Below are 15,302 nucleotides of genomic sequence, written 5' to 3' on the forward strand. Positions count from 1 at the left end.
TTGGCCGCAACCGGCGGCTGACCGGTACCGGCCAGCCGATCCTCACCCACTGAGGCGGGTGCGCTGGAACAGTACCGGCATCCCCTGAAGGGCGGTTCACCAGTGCTCTTTGTGAGTCGGCCGCCCCGTTCCCCACCCGAGAGGCGCGTGGTCCATTGAGAATCCGTGGAAACGGCATACGCTCCGGCATGGTCGCCACCGTGCTGGCGCTGGCCGCCGGCCTGCTGGTCACACCACCGGCCCAGGCAACCCCACCGCAGGGCGCCAAGGGCATCCGGCTGACCGCCGCCGCGATCGAGAAGCTCAGTAAGAGGTACGAACCCCGGATCGACGGCACGCCCGGTCAGGTCGCCGCCCAGGAGGGCCCCGCCGCTGCCGCTCCGGCGCTGCCGGGCACCAAGCCCACCGTGACGGCGGGCACGCGTACCGACACTTCGTCCACCGCCCCCGGCTTCAAGCGGACCGGTGGATGGGAGACCGCGCGCGGCTTCGCCGAGGGCCTGGCGCTCGGCGGTACCAAGGACTGGGTGGGAGTCTTCAGCGGCGGCACCGTCGCCCGGTACGACGCCCAGGGCAAGCAGGTGTGGAACCGCGGAGCCACCTCCTTGTACAAGGACTGGCGGGTGACGCCCGACAACTGGTTCCAGCCCTACCCCTATCTGCCGAACCTCTATGCCGGCTACAACCCGTACCAGATGTCGGCCACCGGTAAGCAACCGTATGTGACGGGCGACTTCAACGGCGACGGTGTCCAGGACGTCGCCGTCGCCTACGCGGTGGGCGACTGGCCGTTCCGGCCGTTCTCCTCGCCCGGTTCGAAGGTGGACTACGGCACCTTCGTCACCGTCCTGGACGGCCGTACCGGGAACACGGCCTGGAGCAAGCTGATCCCCGGCTACGTCGGCACCATGCTGGTCCAGGACGGCAAGCTGATCGTCGCCAACGCGGTCGGCCCGGACTGGTCCGGCGATCCGGTGGCCGAGCAGGGCGACAGCCGCAGCAATCTGACCGCCTACACCTTCGGCCGCGCTCGTGACGGCAAGCTCACCGGCACCGCCGCCTGGACCTACTCGACGCACGCGCCCTGGGCCTACTGGGGCGGTCTGACGTCGATGGGCACCGGCCGGATCGCCGCGTCCTGGTCCGACACCCCCATGGACCTGGGAAGCCCGCGCCCGTCCGACGGCAACGTGCTGGTGCTCGACACCTCCGACGGCCGCGTCGCGGCGCACACCAAGACCCCCGGCTACCCGCGCATGCTGGTCAAGGACCCGGGCGCGGACCGCGTCCTGGTGGTCGAACAGAACGACCCCTTCGACAAGGTGCGCTGGGACCTGACCGCGATCGACGCGCACAGCGGCGACCGAGCGGTGCTCGCATCACGTGAGGGCACTGTGCCGGAGGCGTTCGAGGTCCTCCCGGACGCGCACGGCGGTCAGCCCCGGTTCGCGGTCGCGGAGCTCGGCATCGACGCCGACATGTCGGACGGTCAGAGCACCATCTCCGGCTGGGACGCCCACGGCCACACCCTCTGGTCCTACACCACGGCCTCCACGATCGGCGGACCCAACGCCCCGACCATGGAGCTGTCCTCCGCCGCCAAGGGCGGCGAGGTCTTCGCCTCGCTCTCCGACCCGACGACCGCCACCGCCGCCACCCCGGCGGGTCCCGACCACACCCAGCTCATCGGACTGAACGCCATCACCGGCCACTTGGACTGGCGGCAGGACGGCGCCGTCTCCGGCGACACCCTCACCCAATACCAGGGCGGACTCCTCACCGTCGGCTATGACGACACCGCCTACACGGTCAACCCCCGCAGCGGTACGTTGCACGCCATGCCCCTGGCCGGCGACCCCTACGCGGCCGTCGCCACGGACGTGAACCGGGACGGAACCAAGGATCTGCTCGTCGCCGGCCAGAGCCGCGGGGTCTTCGCCCTCGACGGCAGGACCCTGAAGAAGGCGGCGCCGACCGTCCTGTGGCGGGCCACCGTCGACAGCTCGGTACACGCCCTGCGTCTCCTGCCGAACCCCGGCAAGGACTCGGCCGGCGGTTCCGTGGTGGCCGCGACCGACCACGGCTTCGCCGTTCTGGACACGCACAGCGGTGAGGCACGCGCGAACGTGCACACCGGCGGCTTCGTCGCCTCGCTCACGGTCGTGGGCGACGGCCACGGCGGCTCCGAGATCGTCGTCCCGGGCAGCAGCCTGACCGCGTACACCGCGCAGGGCAAAAAGCGTTGGACGTACCAGCCGAAGGGCACGGAGGGGAAGAGCCTGGTCTTCTCCAGCATCACCACGGACGGCGCCGGGCACCTGTTCTTCGAGTACGGCGGCACGCACCACGGGAGGGGCCTGCCCACGGAGGCCACCGACCCCGCGCCGACGGCGGTCAGCCTGGACGCCGCCACCGGCACCCCGAACTGGACCGAGACCCCGAGCGGTTCCGGTGCCGTCGCGATCGTGCCGACCGATCCCGCCCTGGCCGACCCGAACATCCCGGGCGCGGACGGGCATGGTGTCGCCTTCGCGTACAGCGGCGATTTCAGGACCTACCACCACCTCGTCCAGATCCTCGACTCCCGCACCGGCGCGGTGATCAAGAACTACGACAGCCCCGGAATGTCGCAGGGCTTCGTCGCGTCCAAGAAGACCGGCCTGGTCGAGATGCGCGAGTTCAACGACTTCGTGTACCCGGCGGACGGCGGTGAGCCCTACGACGTGCCCACCTTCTTCGGCTTCCACTCCGGAGTGTTCGCCAGGTCCGTCGGCGGAACCGAAGCGTTCGTCGGCGCCTACCAGAACCTGTGGTCCTACGACACCCCCTTCGCCGCCAACGACGGGTTCCTCCGCGAGAGCGCCACGGACTTCGCCCTGGGCGCGAGCCAGGTCGAAACAGCGAAGCTGGGCGACGGGCCCGGCGACGACATGATCGGTCTCGCGCTCGACTGGCAGGCCCTGAACATCTCGGCCCAGGCGATCGGCGGCGCCGTCAACGACATCGACTACCTCCCGCACGGTCTGACCACCTACAAGCTCTCCGAGAGCGAGCCCACCCGGATCCCGGCCCCTGCGAACGGCGGCACCTCGGCCGTGGCCCCGCAGGCCGCCGCCAAGGCCGGTCAGTTCCACGGTGACCGGACGCGCAGCGCGAGCCCGCTGAAGGACCTCGACATGCCGATCGGCACCGCCTCGGTCCCGATCGAGATCCAGAAGAAGACTCCGGCGGCCAAGAAGCTGAGCGCGGCCCAGGACAACGCCAAGGAGGTCGCCCCCGGCTACACCCCGCAGCAGATCCAGGCGCGCCTGGGCCTCAAGGGCGACGGCACGGGCCAGACGATCGCGATCGTCGACGCCTACCACTACCCGACGGCGGAGGCGGACCTGAACCACTTCTCCGCACACTTCGGCCTGCCGCAGACCTGCGACACGGCCGGTACGGGCGAGGACTGCTTCGACTTCCAGCAGGTCTACGCGGACGGCACCCGGCCCGACGTCGACACCGGCTGGAACGAGGAAGCGGCGCTGGACATCGAGTGGGCGCACTCGGCGGCCCCGCACGCCAAGATCGTCCTGGTCGAGGCGAAGGACCCGACCATGGCCGCGCTGTCCCGGGCCGACGACGCGGCCGCGGCACTGCACCCGGCAGCGGTCAGCAACAGCTGGGGCGCCGGCGAGTTCTCCGAGGAGGCGTTCTACGACGGCCACTGCAAGCTGGCCGACGCGGTCTGCGTACAGTCCACCGGGGACGGCGGCTACCCCGGCGGCTACTCCGCCACCAACCCCTACGCCCTGGCCATCGGCGGTACCAACCTCCAACTGGACGCCGACGGCAACACCGTCGACGAGACGGCGTGGAGGGCCACCGGCGGCGGCCTGAGCTACTTCGAGCCGCGCCCGGCCTACCAGGACGGCGTGCAGTCCTCGCCGCTGCGGGCCACGCCGGACGTCAGCTTCGTGGCCGACCCCGCCACCGGCGTGCCGGTGTACCTGACCATGACCTACGGCGGCACCAGCCAGTCCGTGTGGTTCAAGGTGGGCGGCACCAGCCTGTCCGCCCCGATCTGGGGTGCGATCATCGCCTCGGCCGACCAGCTCCGGACCGCCGCCGGCAAGCCGCACCTGGCTTCCGACGGCCCGGATGGCGACACCGCGCACACGGACGTCTACGCGCTCGGTACCACCTCCCTGCGGGACGTCACCTCCGGCTCCAACGGCCGCTGCGGCCCGGAGTGCACGGCCGGCCCCGGCTACGACACCGTCACCGGCCTCGGCTCGCCCATCGCGGGTGTCGACGCGGCCCTGGCGAACATGAAGTAACCATCCAGGGAGCAATGCTTCGCCCCGTCGCTGTGCGGCGGGGCGAAGCGCTGTCAGGGGTGCGGGTACGGGCTCGTCGACAGAGCGGTGGTAACACCCTGACCCGTCGGGGAGGCCGCCGGCAGCACCGAGGTCACGGCGCCCTGCTCGACGGCCTTCTGCGGTGGCAGCGCGAGTACGCCCGCGGCGATGACGGCGGCCACCTGCTCCATGTCCCGGCTGATCCCGTGCCCCCGGTGGCCACTGGAATGTGCCGCCGGTGACCGGCAGGCTCTGTCCGCTGACCCACGCCGCCAGGTCGGACGCGAAGTACTCGGCGGCGTCCGCGACCTCGTCGACACCGCCCATCCGGCGGCCGATGTGCCCGCGGGGCGAGGAGTTGCCGCACCGGGCGGACGCCTGCGGTTTCGACGGCGGTCGGGAGGATCGTGTTGGCGCGCGCCGGGCAGCCGCCTGAAGGGTGAAGAAGGTGACCTTGGTGTTGATCGGGCGCTGACGGCCGGGTGACCGCTCAGCCCTGTGCGGTCTGGGAGACGTGCTGCCAGTCGTTCCAGGTCTGGAGGCGCTGCGCGTACAGCGGTTCGACGATCTCGATGGGCTCCGTTCCGAAGAACACCCGCAGCGGCGGGTTCTCGGCGTCGATGATCTGCAGCAGGGCGGCCGCCGCGTTCGAAGGCTCGCTGTATCGGGCGTCGCCGAAGCGGGCCGCGACGGCCGCGCGGACCTGGTCGTAGGCGGGAAGCTGCGCGGCGTGCGTCGCGGAGGAGCCACCCCAGTCGGTGGAGAAGCCGCCGGGCTCGACGATGGTGACCTTGATCCCGAGGCCGGCGACCTCCTGGGCGAGGGACTCGCTGAAGCCTTCGAGCGCCCACTTGGACGCGTGGTAGGCGCCCAGCGACGGAAACGCGGCAACACCGCCGACAGACGAGACCTGCACGATGTGGCCGCTGCCCTGTTCGCGCAAGGTCGGCAGCACGGCCTGGGTCACCCAGTACGCGCCGAACAGGTTGGTCTCCAGCTGGTCGCGCAACTGCTGCTCGGTGATCTCCTCGGTCATGCCGAACAGGCCGTAGCCCGCGTTGTTGACGACGACGTCGAGACGGTTGAACTTCTCGCGTGCGGCGGTCACCGCTGCGGTGACGGCGGCCTTGTCCGTGACGTCCAGCGCCAGCGGCAGCACCGCGTCGTCGCCGTACTTGGTGGTCAGCTCGTCCAGCGAGCTGATGTTCCTGGCCGTCGCGGCGACCTTGTCGCCGCGTTCCAGCGCGGATTCGGCGAAGGCGCGCCCGAGGCCGCGGGACGTACCGGTGATGAACCAGACCTTGCTCATGATGTCTCTCTGCTCCAATGGGGATGCCCGGGTGAGCCGTGGCGCCCGGATCGAATCGTCACCGTTCCTCGCGCTCGCAGGCCCGAGAACGACTGAAAGGTGTGCGGTGGAGGTCACCGCTCCTGGATGAACTGCTCGGACACCGTCCACAGGCGTGCCGCGTTGTCCGGGTCCAGCGCGTACGGAGCGACGCCCGCGATGTTGCTGCCGCGCTCCGTGACGATCTTCGCCGGCGCGCAGTCCTCGTAGTACTGGCCGGTGACCCCGGTCACGGTCGGCGAGGCAGCCATCAGTACCGAGGTCGCGGCGCCCTGCTCCACGGTCTTGGCGGGTGGCAGGGCGAGAGCCCCGGAAGCGATCAGGCCGGCCACGGCCTCCATGTCGGTGTGACGTGCCAGGCCGGTGTCGCCGACGTTGCCCGGCATCACGGCGTTGACAGCGATGCCGTCGCCGGCCCACCGCTCGGCGGCTCCGACGGCGAACAGGGCCACGGCGGTCTTCGACTGCCCGTAGGAGGTCCACGGGTCATAAGGGCGGAAGCGGTAGTCCAGGTCGTCGAAGACGACCGGCGAGAACTGGTGGCCGATGGAGCTCACCGCGACGACCCGGGCGCCGCCCGCAGCGGCGAGCGCCGGGTGCAGGCCGGTGGCGAGCGCGAAGTGCCCCAGGTGGTTGACCCCGAACTGCCATTCCCGACCGTCGGGCGTGTGGGCGATCTGGGGCGGAGACATCATGCCCGCGTTGTTGACCAGGATGTGCAGTGGGCCGTCCCACCCCGCCACGAACTCCGTGATCGAGCTGCGGTCGGACAGCTCGAGCCGGCCGACGGACAGCTTCCCCGAGCCGGCGGGCAGGTCCGCCGCGATCCGGGCCGCCACCTCGGCGCCTGCGTCGGGGTTTCGCACGGCCAGGGTGACGTCGGCGCCCGCCGCGGCGAGCGCGCGCACGGTCTCCACGCCGATGCCGGAACTGGCACCGGTCACGACGGCCCGGCGGCCGTGCAGATCGACACCGTCGACGACCTCGGCGGCTGTCGTGGTCGCTCCGAACGCTTGGGATGTGGACATGGAAGATCTCCTGCTGGGATGACCGAGGGCCGTTGGGTCAGCTGAGTGCGGTGCGGGAAGAGCGAGCCGACGGAGCCCTCACTAGGTAACTATCTGGATAGATATATTGAACGTAGGTCACGGCGGCGAGCTTGTCAATAACTAGATAGTTACTTGCGGAACGAGCGGGGTGCGGCCCACCGTCTCGATGTGCTCCCCGGAGTCCTCGATGTGCTCCCCGGAGTCGGACCGACCCGCGTAACAGTGTCAGCTGAACCAGGTCGGTGGAAGGAGCAACCCGTTCGAGAGGGCGGGACCTGGCTCACGCGCACCCTGCGGCAAGGTCGTCGCGCCGGTGCCCTTCCTGTCCTGCGGTGTGGGCCTCGGCGGGAGACTGCCATGCGAATCGTCACTGAGGGGGAAGTCCGCGGGCCGGCCCTTCCTCGCGCGGCCAAGCGGGCGACGGGTCCGGCGCGTCCGTTCGGCTGTCGAGCGGGGTCCGGTGATTATTCGTTCTGTGATCGCCCGGCGATCAATCTTGCGGAAAGTCTGACCGGATTCGCCACACCTGGGGGTCATGATGTCTTCGCCGGCTTCGTTCAGCATGCTCAACGAAAAGGTCGAGAAGACCCGGTCTTTGACTGGCTGTTTCGCTGTGCTGGCCGGGGACTTGACCATCACGACCGCGGCGGTCCTGGGTATTTGGTGGACACGTGACACGCGGGACTCGGTGGCGATTCTCAGCAGCGCCTTTACCGCGGTGAGCAGCATGACCACCGCGTATTTCGGGATCAAGGGTATTTCCAACACGGCCCCGCGGGCCGTGCATGTCGTGTCGCCGAAGAGCGGAGAGTGATCAGCGGGAGCCGGCGGTCAGCACCATGTGACCAGCTCCGCCTTGTTCTTGAAGATACCGAGATCCCTGTCCAGGGGCTGGTCGGTGTACTGGTGGAAGACCCAGGGGTGCTGGATGTCGGGCTTGCCCGGATGGCCGTTGTATTGGGCGATCCACAGGCCGTCACCGGCGAACGAGGTGGTGTCGCGGTGCACCCAGAAATCGCGGTTGCAGTACAGGATCACCTTGTGGCCGGGCGCTTTCTGCTGTACCCGCTTGATCCATGCGTCCTTCCATTCCCCCGATATTCCGGGGTCCTCCCAGTCCAGGGCGAGGATGTCACCGTCAGCTAGGTTGATCTTGGACAGGAAGTAGTCCGCTTGCACCTCGTACGGTCCGGGGCGGGCGAAGTGGTAGAAACCGGTGACCAGTCCGGCCTTGCGGGCGGTCTGCCTCTGGGCGACCCACTTGGGGTTCGTGTAGCTGTGACCCTCCGTGATCTTGATGAACACGAAGTCGATCCCTGAGACGTCGTACTTGGCGGGCTGGATCGACGATACGTCGATGCCATTGGTGCTCATGAAGGCTTCCTCCGTTCGTATCACAGATTTCGCATATCAAGAATACGCCGATCCGCCAAGTACCGCGCGGGCGAGGGGTAGTTGAGCAGGTAATATGTATCGGGGGTGCCACTCCATCCTTCCAGGATTCCGTGACCTTGGGGGAGCTGAAATGTTTCCGGGTTCACCCGAAGTCGACGGCAGGACTGCCATGTTTCCGGCAGGAGTCGGAGGTTCAGTGGACCTGGAAGTCCGTGACCGGGGCCGTCGCCCTGTATAGGCGCCCGGATTCCGGCGTTCACACGGTGCCACCCGCTCTGGTTCGGCACGTCGGCAAGGCCTCCCGCACCGTTACCCGGGTCAACAGTCTCGTCCCACTGCGCTGTTCCATGGCCGTCGCCATCGGCACTGCGGCACGTTCCGCCGGGCGGGGCGGCGGGGGGGCCTGTCCTCACGTGATGCTGAGGTAACCCGGCTACAGAGAACGCGAGTCGGCCTCGGTCCGCCGTACCCGGCGGTGGGCGCCGAACCGCAGATCGATCAGGTCGAACTCCACGACGAGCCCGACCGCCGGGCGCACCACCCGGAACGGACTCTGCGAGACGTCCTCCTCCTGCGGACCGCGGCGGTTTCCATGGGTCCGTCCCCGTCACGGTCGTCGCGCGGATCGAATGGCCGTCGCCGCACCGAAGTGACCGCCGGCCTCGTGGCCGTCGACAGGATGGTTGCGCAGCTCCGTCCAGAGCCACAGGGCGTCGGGTCGCACCGGTGCCGGAGTAAGGGAGGAACGCCGGGGGAGGTCGTGGGCTCCTGCAGCAGGGCGGCGCCGCTCACCTCTTCCTCATGCTCTCTCCGGTTGCGGATTCCCGCCACCTGAGTCACGCAGGCGGGCACACGCACCGGTCGCCGGGTTGCACGGTTCGGACCCACCGGCTGAAACTGGTGGTCAGAGGCTTCCGTGGCCCTCCCGGGACGCGCTCACCCGGGTGATGGTGAGCGAGGCGATCAAGGTGGTTTCCCCTCCGGAATTGCGATTGCTCGGCCATTTCCGGCTGGAATGCGATGCCGAGCCCGTCGAACTGTGCCGCAATGGCCAGCGCCTGCTGGCGTTCGTCGCGCTGCGGCGGCGCGTCTCCCGTTCGGTCCTCGCCGGAACGCTGTGGCCCGAGGTCACCGAGGACCATGCCCGGGGCAGCCTGCGCACCACGTTGTGGAAACTTCCGCGCTGTGAGCAGCCGCTGATCCGGTGCAGCGGGGACTCGCTCGTACCGGCCTCGAGCCTGCGCGTCGACGTGCACGCCTTCACCGAGACGGCACTCCTTGTCGTGCAGGGCGGCAGCTCCCCGCCCCACGCGCAGCTCCCGCAGGGCCTGCTGGGTGGAGAAGACCTGCTGCCGGGCTGGGACGAGGAGTGGGTCCTGCTGGAGCGTGAACGCCTGCGGCAGCTACGGCTGCACGCCCTCGACGCGCTGGCCGAGACGCTCGTACGAGAGGGGAAGCCGGCGCTCGCGCTCGAGGCGGCGTGGGAGAGCGTGCGTACGGAACCGCTGCGGGAGAGCGCGAACCGCGCCGCCGTGTCCGCACATCTCGCCGAGGGAAACGTCAGCGAGGCGGTCCGTCATTTTCACTCGTTCCGGCGGCTGCTGCGGGAGGAGCTGGGAGTGGAGCCTTCCCCACAGTTCGCCCACCTGCTGGCCCGTCACGGGCTCGCCGTCTTCCCAGGTGGGTGACGCCAGGGTGACGCCGTGCTGACGGCGCGCCCGTAGCGTGGATCGGGATTTCCCTGACGCCCTCACCTCCCCACCGAGCCCGCTTTCGGGACGCCCGGCCAATGTGGGCCGGCGGCCCCGCCACCCTCTGGAGGACCGCATGGCACGGGCCTCGAGACCTCCGATCATCTATGTACGGGGATACGCCGGCGGCACCGCCGGTATCGACAAGGCGGTGACGGATCCGTTCTACGGCTTCAACCAGGGTTCCACCCACATCCGTATCGGACCGGACGACAAGCCGTGCTTCTACGAGTTCGAAAGCCCCTTGCTCCGGCTGCACCTGGACGAGGGCTACCGGATCCTGGTCGACGGCGGCCAGGAACTCTACCTCTCCACCCACGACACGATTCCGCCGGACAGCATCTGGATCCACCGCTTCTACGACACGTCCGCGACCACCTGGGGCGGCCGTCCTCAAGACTTCCGGCTGGAGACTGCCGCGGAGGACCTGCTGACACTGATCGAGGCGATCAAGGAGAAGTCCGGGGCGCCGTGTGTCCACCTGGTCGCCCACTCCATGGGGGGTCTGGTGTGCCGCTGCCTCATCCAGAAGATCCTCCCGGACATGAACCGCGATCCGGCCGAATACGTCGGCAAGCTCTTCACCTACGGCACCCCGCACGGCGGCATCGCTTTCGACGTCGGCTTCGGCGTACTGGAAAAGCTGCGTGACACCACCGGCATCAACGGCGCGGAGATCTTCGGACCCCAGCGGATGTACGAGTACCTGACGCCCAAGGCACTCGCCGACCCGGACGGTCCGTCGGGGAACTGGGACGCCCGCGCGATGCCCCAGGACCGGCCGTTCGCCTTCCCTCCCCACCATGTCTTCTGTCTGATCGGCACCGACCCGACCGACTACGACGTGGCGCGCGGCCTCTCGGCCGCCACGGTCGGGCCCCGCAGCGACGGCCTGGTGCAGATCGACAACGCCTATGTGCCCGACGCGTACCAGGCCTATGTGCACCGTAGCCACAGCGGGCCCTACGGGCTCGTCAACTCCGAGGAGGGTTACCAGAACCTGCGGCGATTCCTGTTCGGGGACCACAAGGTGGAGGCCGCTCTCGTCGGTGCCCGGCTGCCGCAGCGGCCGGACACCACCTGGCAGGCCGAGGTGCTGCTGTCGGTGCGCGGCCTGCAGATCGTCACTCATGAGCGGACCAGTGCCCAGTGGTGCCCGATCGAATTGCAGGACAGGGAGGCGTCCGTACCGCTCGTGACCACCTTCCTGAGCAGCGGCCTGCGCCCGGACGACGCGGGCGCCATGCGGTACGCGCTGCATCTGCGGATCCTGTCACTGCGGCGCCGTGACACCCTGCTGAGCTTCACGGACCACCTGGAACAGACCGCGGACTTCGACGACATCCTCGTCGTCGACGTCGGCACCGACCCCGCCGGCGCGTCCGTGCTCTCGGCCACCTGGAACTCCGCCATCACCGGTTCGATCAGCACGTACCAGCCCGACCTCCGCGCCCTTGACGACGACAACCCCCCTCGCGGCGACTGGGTCCGCGACGTCGAACTGCCCGTCACCGCCGGCCCGATCCTCGGAGAGGACGCGAGGATCAGACTCACGGTGACGCCCTGGGACTGATGAGACGAAAGGAAGCGTACTGTCATGGTCGCTCTTTCCAACGTCCGCTTCGGCGCGCGGAACGAGGACATCCGCATCGTGCAGAAGGCCCTGATCGCCCGGGGCCGCGGCATCCCCGACGGCCCCACGGGCTTCTTCGGGGAAGAGACCAAGGCCGCTTACCGAGCCGAGCAGATCGCCCAGGGCTTCAGGGGAGACGACGCCGACGGCAGTCCGGGCTGCGCCTCTCTCACCACGCTCGGCCGACTGACCGGCTTCACCGTCGACTGCACGGGCGCCGCCCCTGCCGCGCGAGCGGGAAGACTCAGCCTCGGTCAGGTCACCTACGGCGACCCCAACGACGACCACGGTGAGGCGGCCATGCGGCACTACGCGCGGAAAGCGTGCCAGCTGACCGGCATGGACCCGGAGTTCGGCGTCCCGGCCCTGGTCACCATCACCCGGCGCGAGTCCACCTACAACAGCCCGAGCAGCCGGGTGAACCTGACGGATGTCAACGCGCGAGGCCCGAAGGCAGCCGACGGCCACCCGCAGAACTGCTCGCGGGGAGCCACTCAATGCATTCCGACGACGTTCGCCGCTTACCATCAGGCGGGCACGGCGACCACTCCGTACGACGTGGTCGCGGACATGTGCGCCACGATCAACTACGTGCGCGACCGTTACCACGTGAACTCTTCCGGCTCCGATTTCGCGGCGCGCGTGCAGCAGGCGGATCCGCATCGGCCTCCCCACCCGTACTAGGAGCCGGTCACAAGGTCACCTCAGGAGGCGATCACGTGAGGATTCCCGCCAATGCTTCCAACAACTCGCGTCAGCGGGCACAACGGATGCTGGCGAGAAACAGAAGGTCGCCGGTATGCCTGGTGTCGATCCTGCTGGTCCTCCTGCTGACGACCGTGGTGCTGGGCTACTTCGGCGTTCTGGACGTCGGCTCCGCGCTGAACTTCCCCGGCCGCGTCACCGGTGCAGCGCTCATCGTGGCCGCGATCATCACGTTCCTGGGTGCCGTCGGCGCCCTGGACCACTGGGTGTGGCACAGCTTCCCGTACTCCGGGCCGGTGGCGCTGTTCGGTGCGTTCGTGGCGCTGTTGAGCAACGTCCTGCTCCTGGTCGGGATACTGAAGGACGGCGATTCCAAGTTCTACCTCGCTGTGTTCTGCGCCCTCACGGTGGGATCGGCGGGGGCTGTCTTCGCGGTGTGGCGGACGTCGGTCGTGATCCCGGCTCCGAAGCGCGTGGCCGCGGCACTGATCGTCACCTCCGTCATCGCAGTCGGTAATTTCGGCTACCAGAACCTCTACATGCCGTCCCAGCGCGAGGCGGAGCCTGTCATCAAGCTGGCCACGGGGGCTCCGGTGACGAGCAGGGACCACAAGGCATTCTCCGTACCGATCGACATCACGATGGAGAACCACAGTGATGTGGCCTTCTACATACTCGGTGACATATTCCACGCCATGGCGCAACGGGTGCCGCTGAGCCCCAAGGACCGGCTTCGTCAGCAGTGGCGCACCGATTCCGAGCAGTGGAAGGATTTCGAGGGTGCCAATCCGCTCTCCCGCCGCGAGATTCACCAGCCCGGCGAGTTGGTGGAGGCGCAGCCATGGATGCCCTACGCACGGTGGATCGACCCCGGCGACACCTTCTCCGCCCGCGTGGTCCTGCAACTTCCCATGGGCACGCCGTACGACGAGGTGACCTTCTACGCCAGCGCGAGCCTCGCACGCAAGGACCGGATGGCCGTGGAGGACCTGAATTTCAAGGGTTACTCCTGGCAGGGCAGCGCCCACGTGCCCAGCTGGGTAAGCGGGAACAAGGAATGGGACGCACTCGTCTTTCGGGGCAAAATAGATGAGAACAATGCGATCGACGAGCACACGAGGGACCGCCGGACCTTGTCCGTCTACTGGCGCTTCGGCACGCACGGCGCAGACATACTGGAAGCCATCACTTCACCCCACGGCCCGGACGCATCCTCAACGGAGACACAAACCCGTTATGGCATTCGCGACGTCGAAACGGGACCGGTCGAACGCACCCTCTGGGACATCAAGAGCCGGCGATGACCGGGCGGTCCAACCGCTCCAGCCACACCACCAACGCGAGCGAGCTGTTGAGGCGATCCCAGGAGTACGAGTCCCCGGTACCGAACTGAGCCTCTCTGATCGCCTGGCACAGCATGTCGAGGTCGAACATCTCCGCGGTGAGCGGATGCCGTGCCGAGCGGCAGAGGTCGACGAGTTCCTCGCCGTGGGCGCGGAGGCCGCGGACGTACAACTGGTTGAAGGGGACCTTGACCTTCCGGCCGCGAATCCGGGACGGGAGCAGGTCTGACATGGCCTCGCGCAGAACCGCCTTCGGGTGACCCGGCAGAAACGTGGCTTCGGCGGGGAGACGGCGCATCGTGGCGACAACCCCCGGGTCGAGGAAGGGGTGGGACAGGAAGAATCCGTCCTGTGGCGCGCGCTGCCAGGACAGGATGTCGGGAGCAGCGAGGTAGTTCGCCGCCTCGTAGAGCGCCTGTTCCGGCTTGCGCCCGAACAGGAAGCGGCTCTCCGCGAGGCTGGCCCGACGGTAGCCGTGGGCACGCGCGAATCCGGGTCGCAGCCATGGAGGACGGGTGAAGGCGCCGAGGCCCCCGAGGACCGTTCCGCGGCGGGCGAGTGCCGTGACCCGTTCGGTCGCCAGCGGAAGTGCCGGCTGCACGACGTAGGTGTGCACGACGTCCCGCAGGCCCCTTTCGCTGCCCGCCGCCCAGGCACGTGCCTGCGTCGTCAGTTGCCGGAGCCGGCCGGTGCGGGCCAGCCGGTGCAGGTGCAGCGGGTTGGCGTCCACGATGGGATCGGCTCCGCAGCCGGTCAGGAGAGTGTCGCAGCCCAGGTCCGCCGCGGCGGCGTGCAGTCTGCTCCAGAACGGGGCGCGGAAGGCGTGGGCATGGGGCTCGTCCGAGTCTCCCGCGTGCTGCTGGAAGTCGTCGAAGTCGGCGACGTCGTCGGCATCGACGATCACCGGGCAGGCTGTGGGTGCGTGGCGGCGGATCGCCTCCATCGCTTCGTCCAGGTACGGCTGCTCCGCGGCCAGTTCTCCGTCACCGAAGCGCCCGGCGAGCAGGACGAGTTCCGTGCGGCGCCCCTGTTCCGCGCCGAGCAGGTGTGCCGCGAGCAACGCGACGCTGGTGGAGTCGGTGCCGCCGGAGACGTGGCACGCCGGCGTCCTGCCGGTCCGGCGCCCGACGGCGTCCTCCAGTGCGCGGCGCAGGTCCTGCGCGGCCCCGCCGGGGCGGAGTCCCTCTGCCGCCGGTGCCGTCGAGTCGTCGGCCCAACCGGTGCCGCGCGGCATGCGACCGCGTAGCTGCCCGCTGGCCGAGAGTTCCACCACCTCGCCGCCGAGGACCCGGTGCACGCCGGTGAACGGGGTGAGCGCGGAGTGCGGTTGCGCCAGGTTCCCGGTCAGGTACCGGCAGAAGTAGCGGCGGTCCAGCTCCGCGTCGGCGCCCAGGCGGCGCGCCGACGTACTCACCGCGCTCACGTGGCCGCTGGACTCCCTGAAGAACAGCGGGATGCGTGCCTGCTCGTCCCGCATGAGAAAGATGCGGTCGCGGCACACCACCACGGCCGCGTAGTCGCCGGGCGGTGGACGCGGTGCGGATCCCGGTCGGCCGAAGTCGTCGAGGAGGCGGCGCACGCCGTCCACGCGGTCGCGGTACGAGCCGATCCAGCCGACAACGGCGGCGGTTCCGTCTTTCGAGGAGACCGTGGTCACGAGTCCCTGCCGTGCCATGGCCTCTGGTGTCCAGAGCTTCGGTACGCCCTCGGCCCACTCGAGACGGAGCGCCTCCAC

11 protein-coding genes are annotated in these 15,302 nt (G+C 68.9%); 6 read left to right on the plus strand and 5 right to left on the minus strand.

Annotation, left to right across the window (positions count from 1 at the left end; genetic code table 11):
* Positions 1–188: 188 nt before the first annotated feature.
* Positions 189–4,322: a hypothetical protein gene (locus AB0L59_RS16290; protein WP_365583453.1), complete on the plus strand. Its 4,134-nt coding sequence runs from the start codon at positions 189–191 to the stop codon at positions 4,320–4,322.
* Positions 4,323–4,375: 53 nt separating this feature from the next.
* Here AB0L59_RS16290 and AB0L59_RS16295 read toward each other — a convergent pair whose 3' ends face one another.
* From AB0L59_RS16295 to AB0L59_RS16305, 3 genes are all read right to left on the minus strand, one after another.
* Complete coding sequence (locus AB0L59_RS16295) at positions 4,376–4,534, minus strand: hypothetical protein (RefSeq protein WP_365583456.1); 159 nt, start codon at positions 4,532–4,534, stop codon at positions 4,376–4,378.
* Positions 4,535–4,833: 299 nt separating this feature from the next.
* The gene (locus tag AB0L59_RS16300) at positions 4,834–5,652 is read right to left on the minus strand and encodes an SDR family oxidoreductase (RefSeq protein ID WP_365583458.1); all 819 of its coding nucleotides are present in this window, start codon (positions 5,650–5,652) and stop codon (positions 4,834–4,836) included.
* A gap of 113 nt (positions 5,653–5,765) precedes the next feature.
* Positions 5,766–6,719 (minus strand): SDR family NAD(P)-dependent oxidoreductase, encoded by a 954-nt coding sequence (locus AB0L59_RS16305; protein WP_365583461.1) that lies wholly within the window; start codon positions 6,717–6,719, stop codon positions 5,766–5,768.
* Positions 6,720–7,302: 583 nt separating this feature from the next.
* Between AB0L59_RS16305 and AB0L59_RS16310 the strand changes: the two genes are divergently transcribed.
* Positions 7,303–7,554, plus strand: coding sequence for a hypothetical protein (locus AB0L59_RS16310; protein WP_365583464.1), 252 nt, complete (start codon positions 7,303–7,305; stop codon positions 7,552–7,554).
* Between the two features lie 17 nt (positions 7,555–7,571).
* On the opposite strand, the gene AB0L59_RS16315 is transcribed toward AB0L59_RS16310, so the two are convergent.
* Positions 7,572–8,114 (minus strand): glycoside hydrolase family 25 protein, encoded by a 543-nt coding sequence (locus AB0L59_RS16315; RefSeq protein WP_365583467.1) that lies wholly within the window; start codon positions 8,112–8,114, stop codon positions 7,572–7,574.
* Positions 8,115–9,082: 968 nt separating this feature from the next.
* Here AB0L59_RS16315 and AB0L59_RS16320 point away from each other — a divergent pair.
* From AB0L59_RS16320 to AB0L59_RS16335, 4 genes are all read left to right on the plus strand, one after another.
* Positions 9,083–9,823 carry a BTAD domain-containing putative transcriptional regulator gene (locus AB0L59_RS16320; RefSeq protein WP_365583599.1) on the plus strand — a complete coding sequence of 247 codons (741 nt, stop codon included), beginning with the start codon at positions 9,083–9,085 and terminating at the stop codon, positions 9,821–9,823.
* 139 nt (positions 9,824–9,962) lie between these two features.
* Complete coding sequence (locus AB0L59_RS16325) at positions 9,963–11,459, plus strand: hypothetical protein (protein ID WP_365583470.1); 1,497 nt, start codon at positions 9,963–9,965, stop codon at positions 11,457–11,459.
* A 24-nt stretch (positions 11,460–11,483) separates the two neighbouring features.
* Positions 11,484–12,203, plus strand: coding sequence for a hypothetical protein (locus AB0L59_RS16330; protein ID WP_365583473.1), 720 nt, complete (start codon positions 11,484–11,486; stop codon positions 12,201–12,203).
* Between the two features lie 35 nt (positions 12,204–12,238).
* Complete coding sequence (locus AB0L59_RS16335) at positions 12,239–13,528, plus strand: hypothetical protein (protein ID WP_365583475.1); 1,290 nt, start codon at positions 12,239–12,241, stop codon at positions 13,526–13,528.
* On the opposite strand, the gene AB0L59_RS16340 is transcribed toward AB0L59_RS16335, so the two are convergent.
* Positions 13,512–15,302, minus strand: a complete 1,791-nt coding sequence (locus tag AB0L59_RS16340) for an asparagine synthase-related protein (protein ID WP_365583478.1) — start codon at positions 15,300–15,302, stop codon at positions 13,512–13,514. The genes AB0L59_RS16335 and AB0L59_RS16340 overlap by 17 nt on opposite strands.

It is taken from the genome of Streptomyces sp. NPDC052109 (assembly GCF_040680195.1).
Taxonomy (GTDB): domain Bacteria; phylum Actinomycetota; class Actinomycetes; order Streptomycetales; family Streptomycetaceae; genus Streptomyces.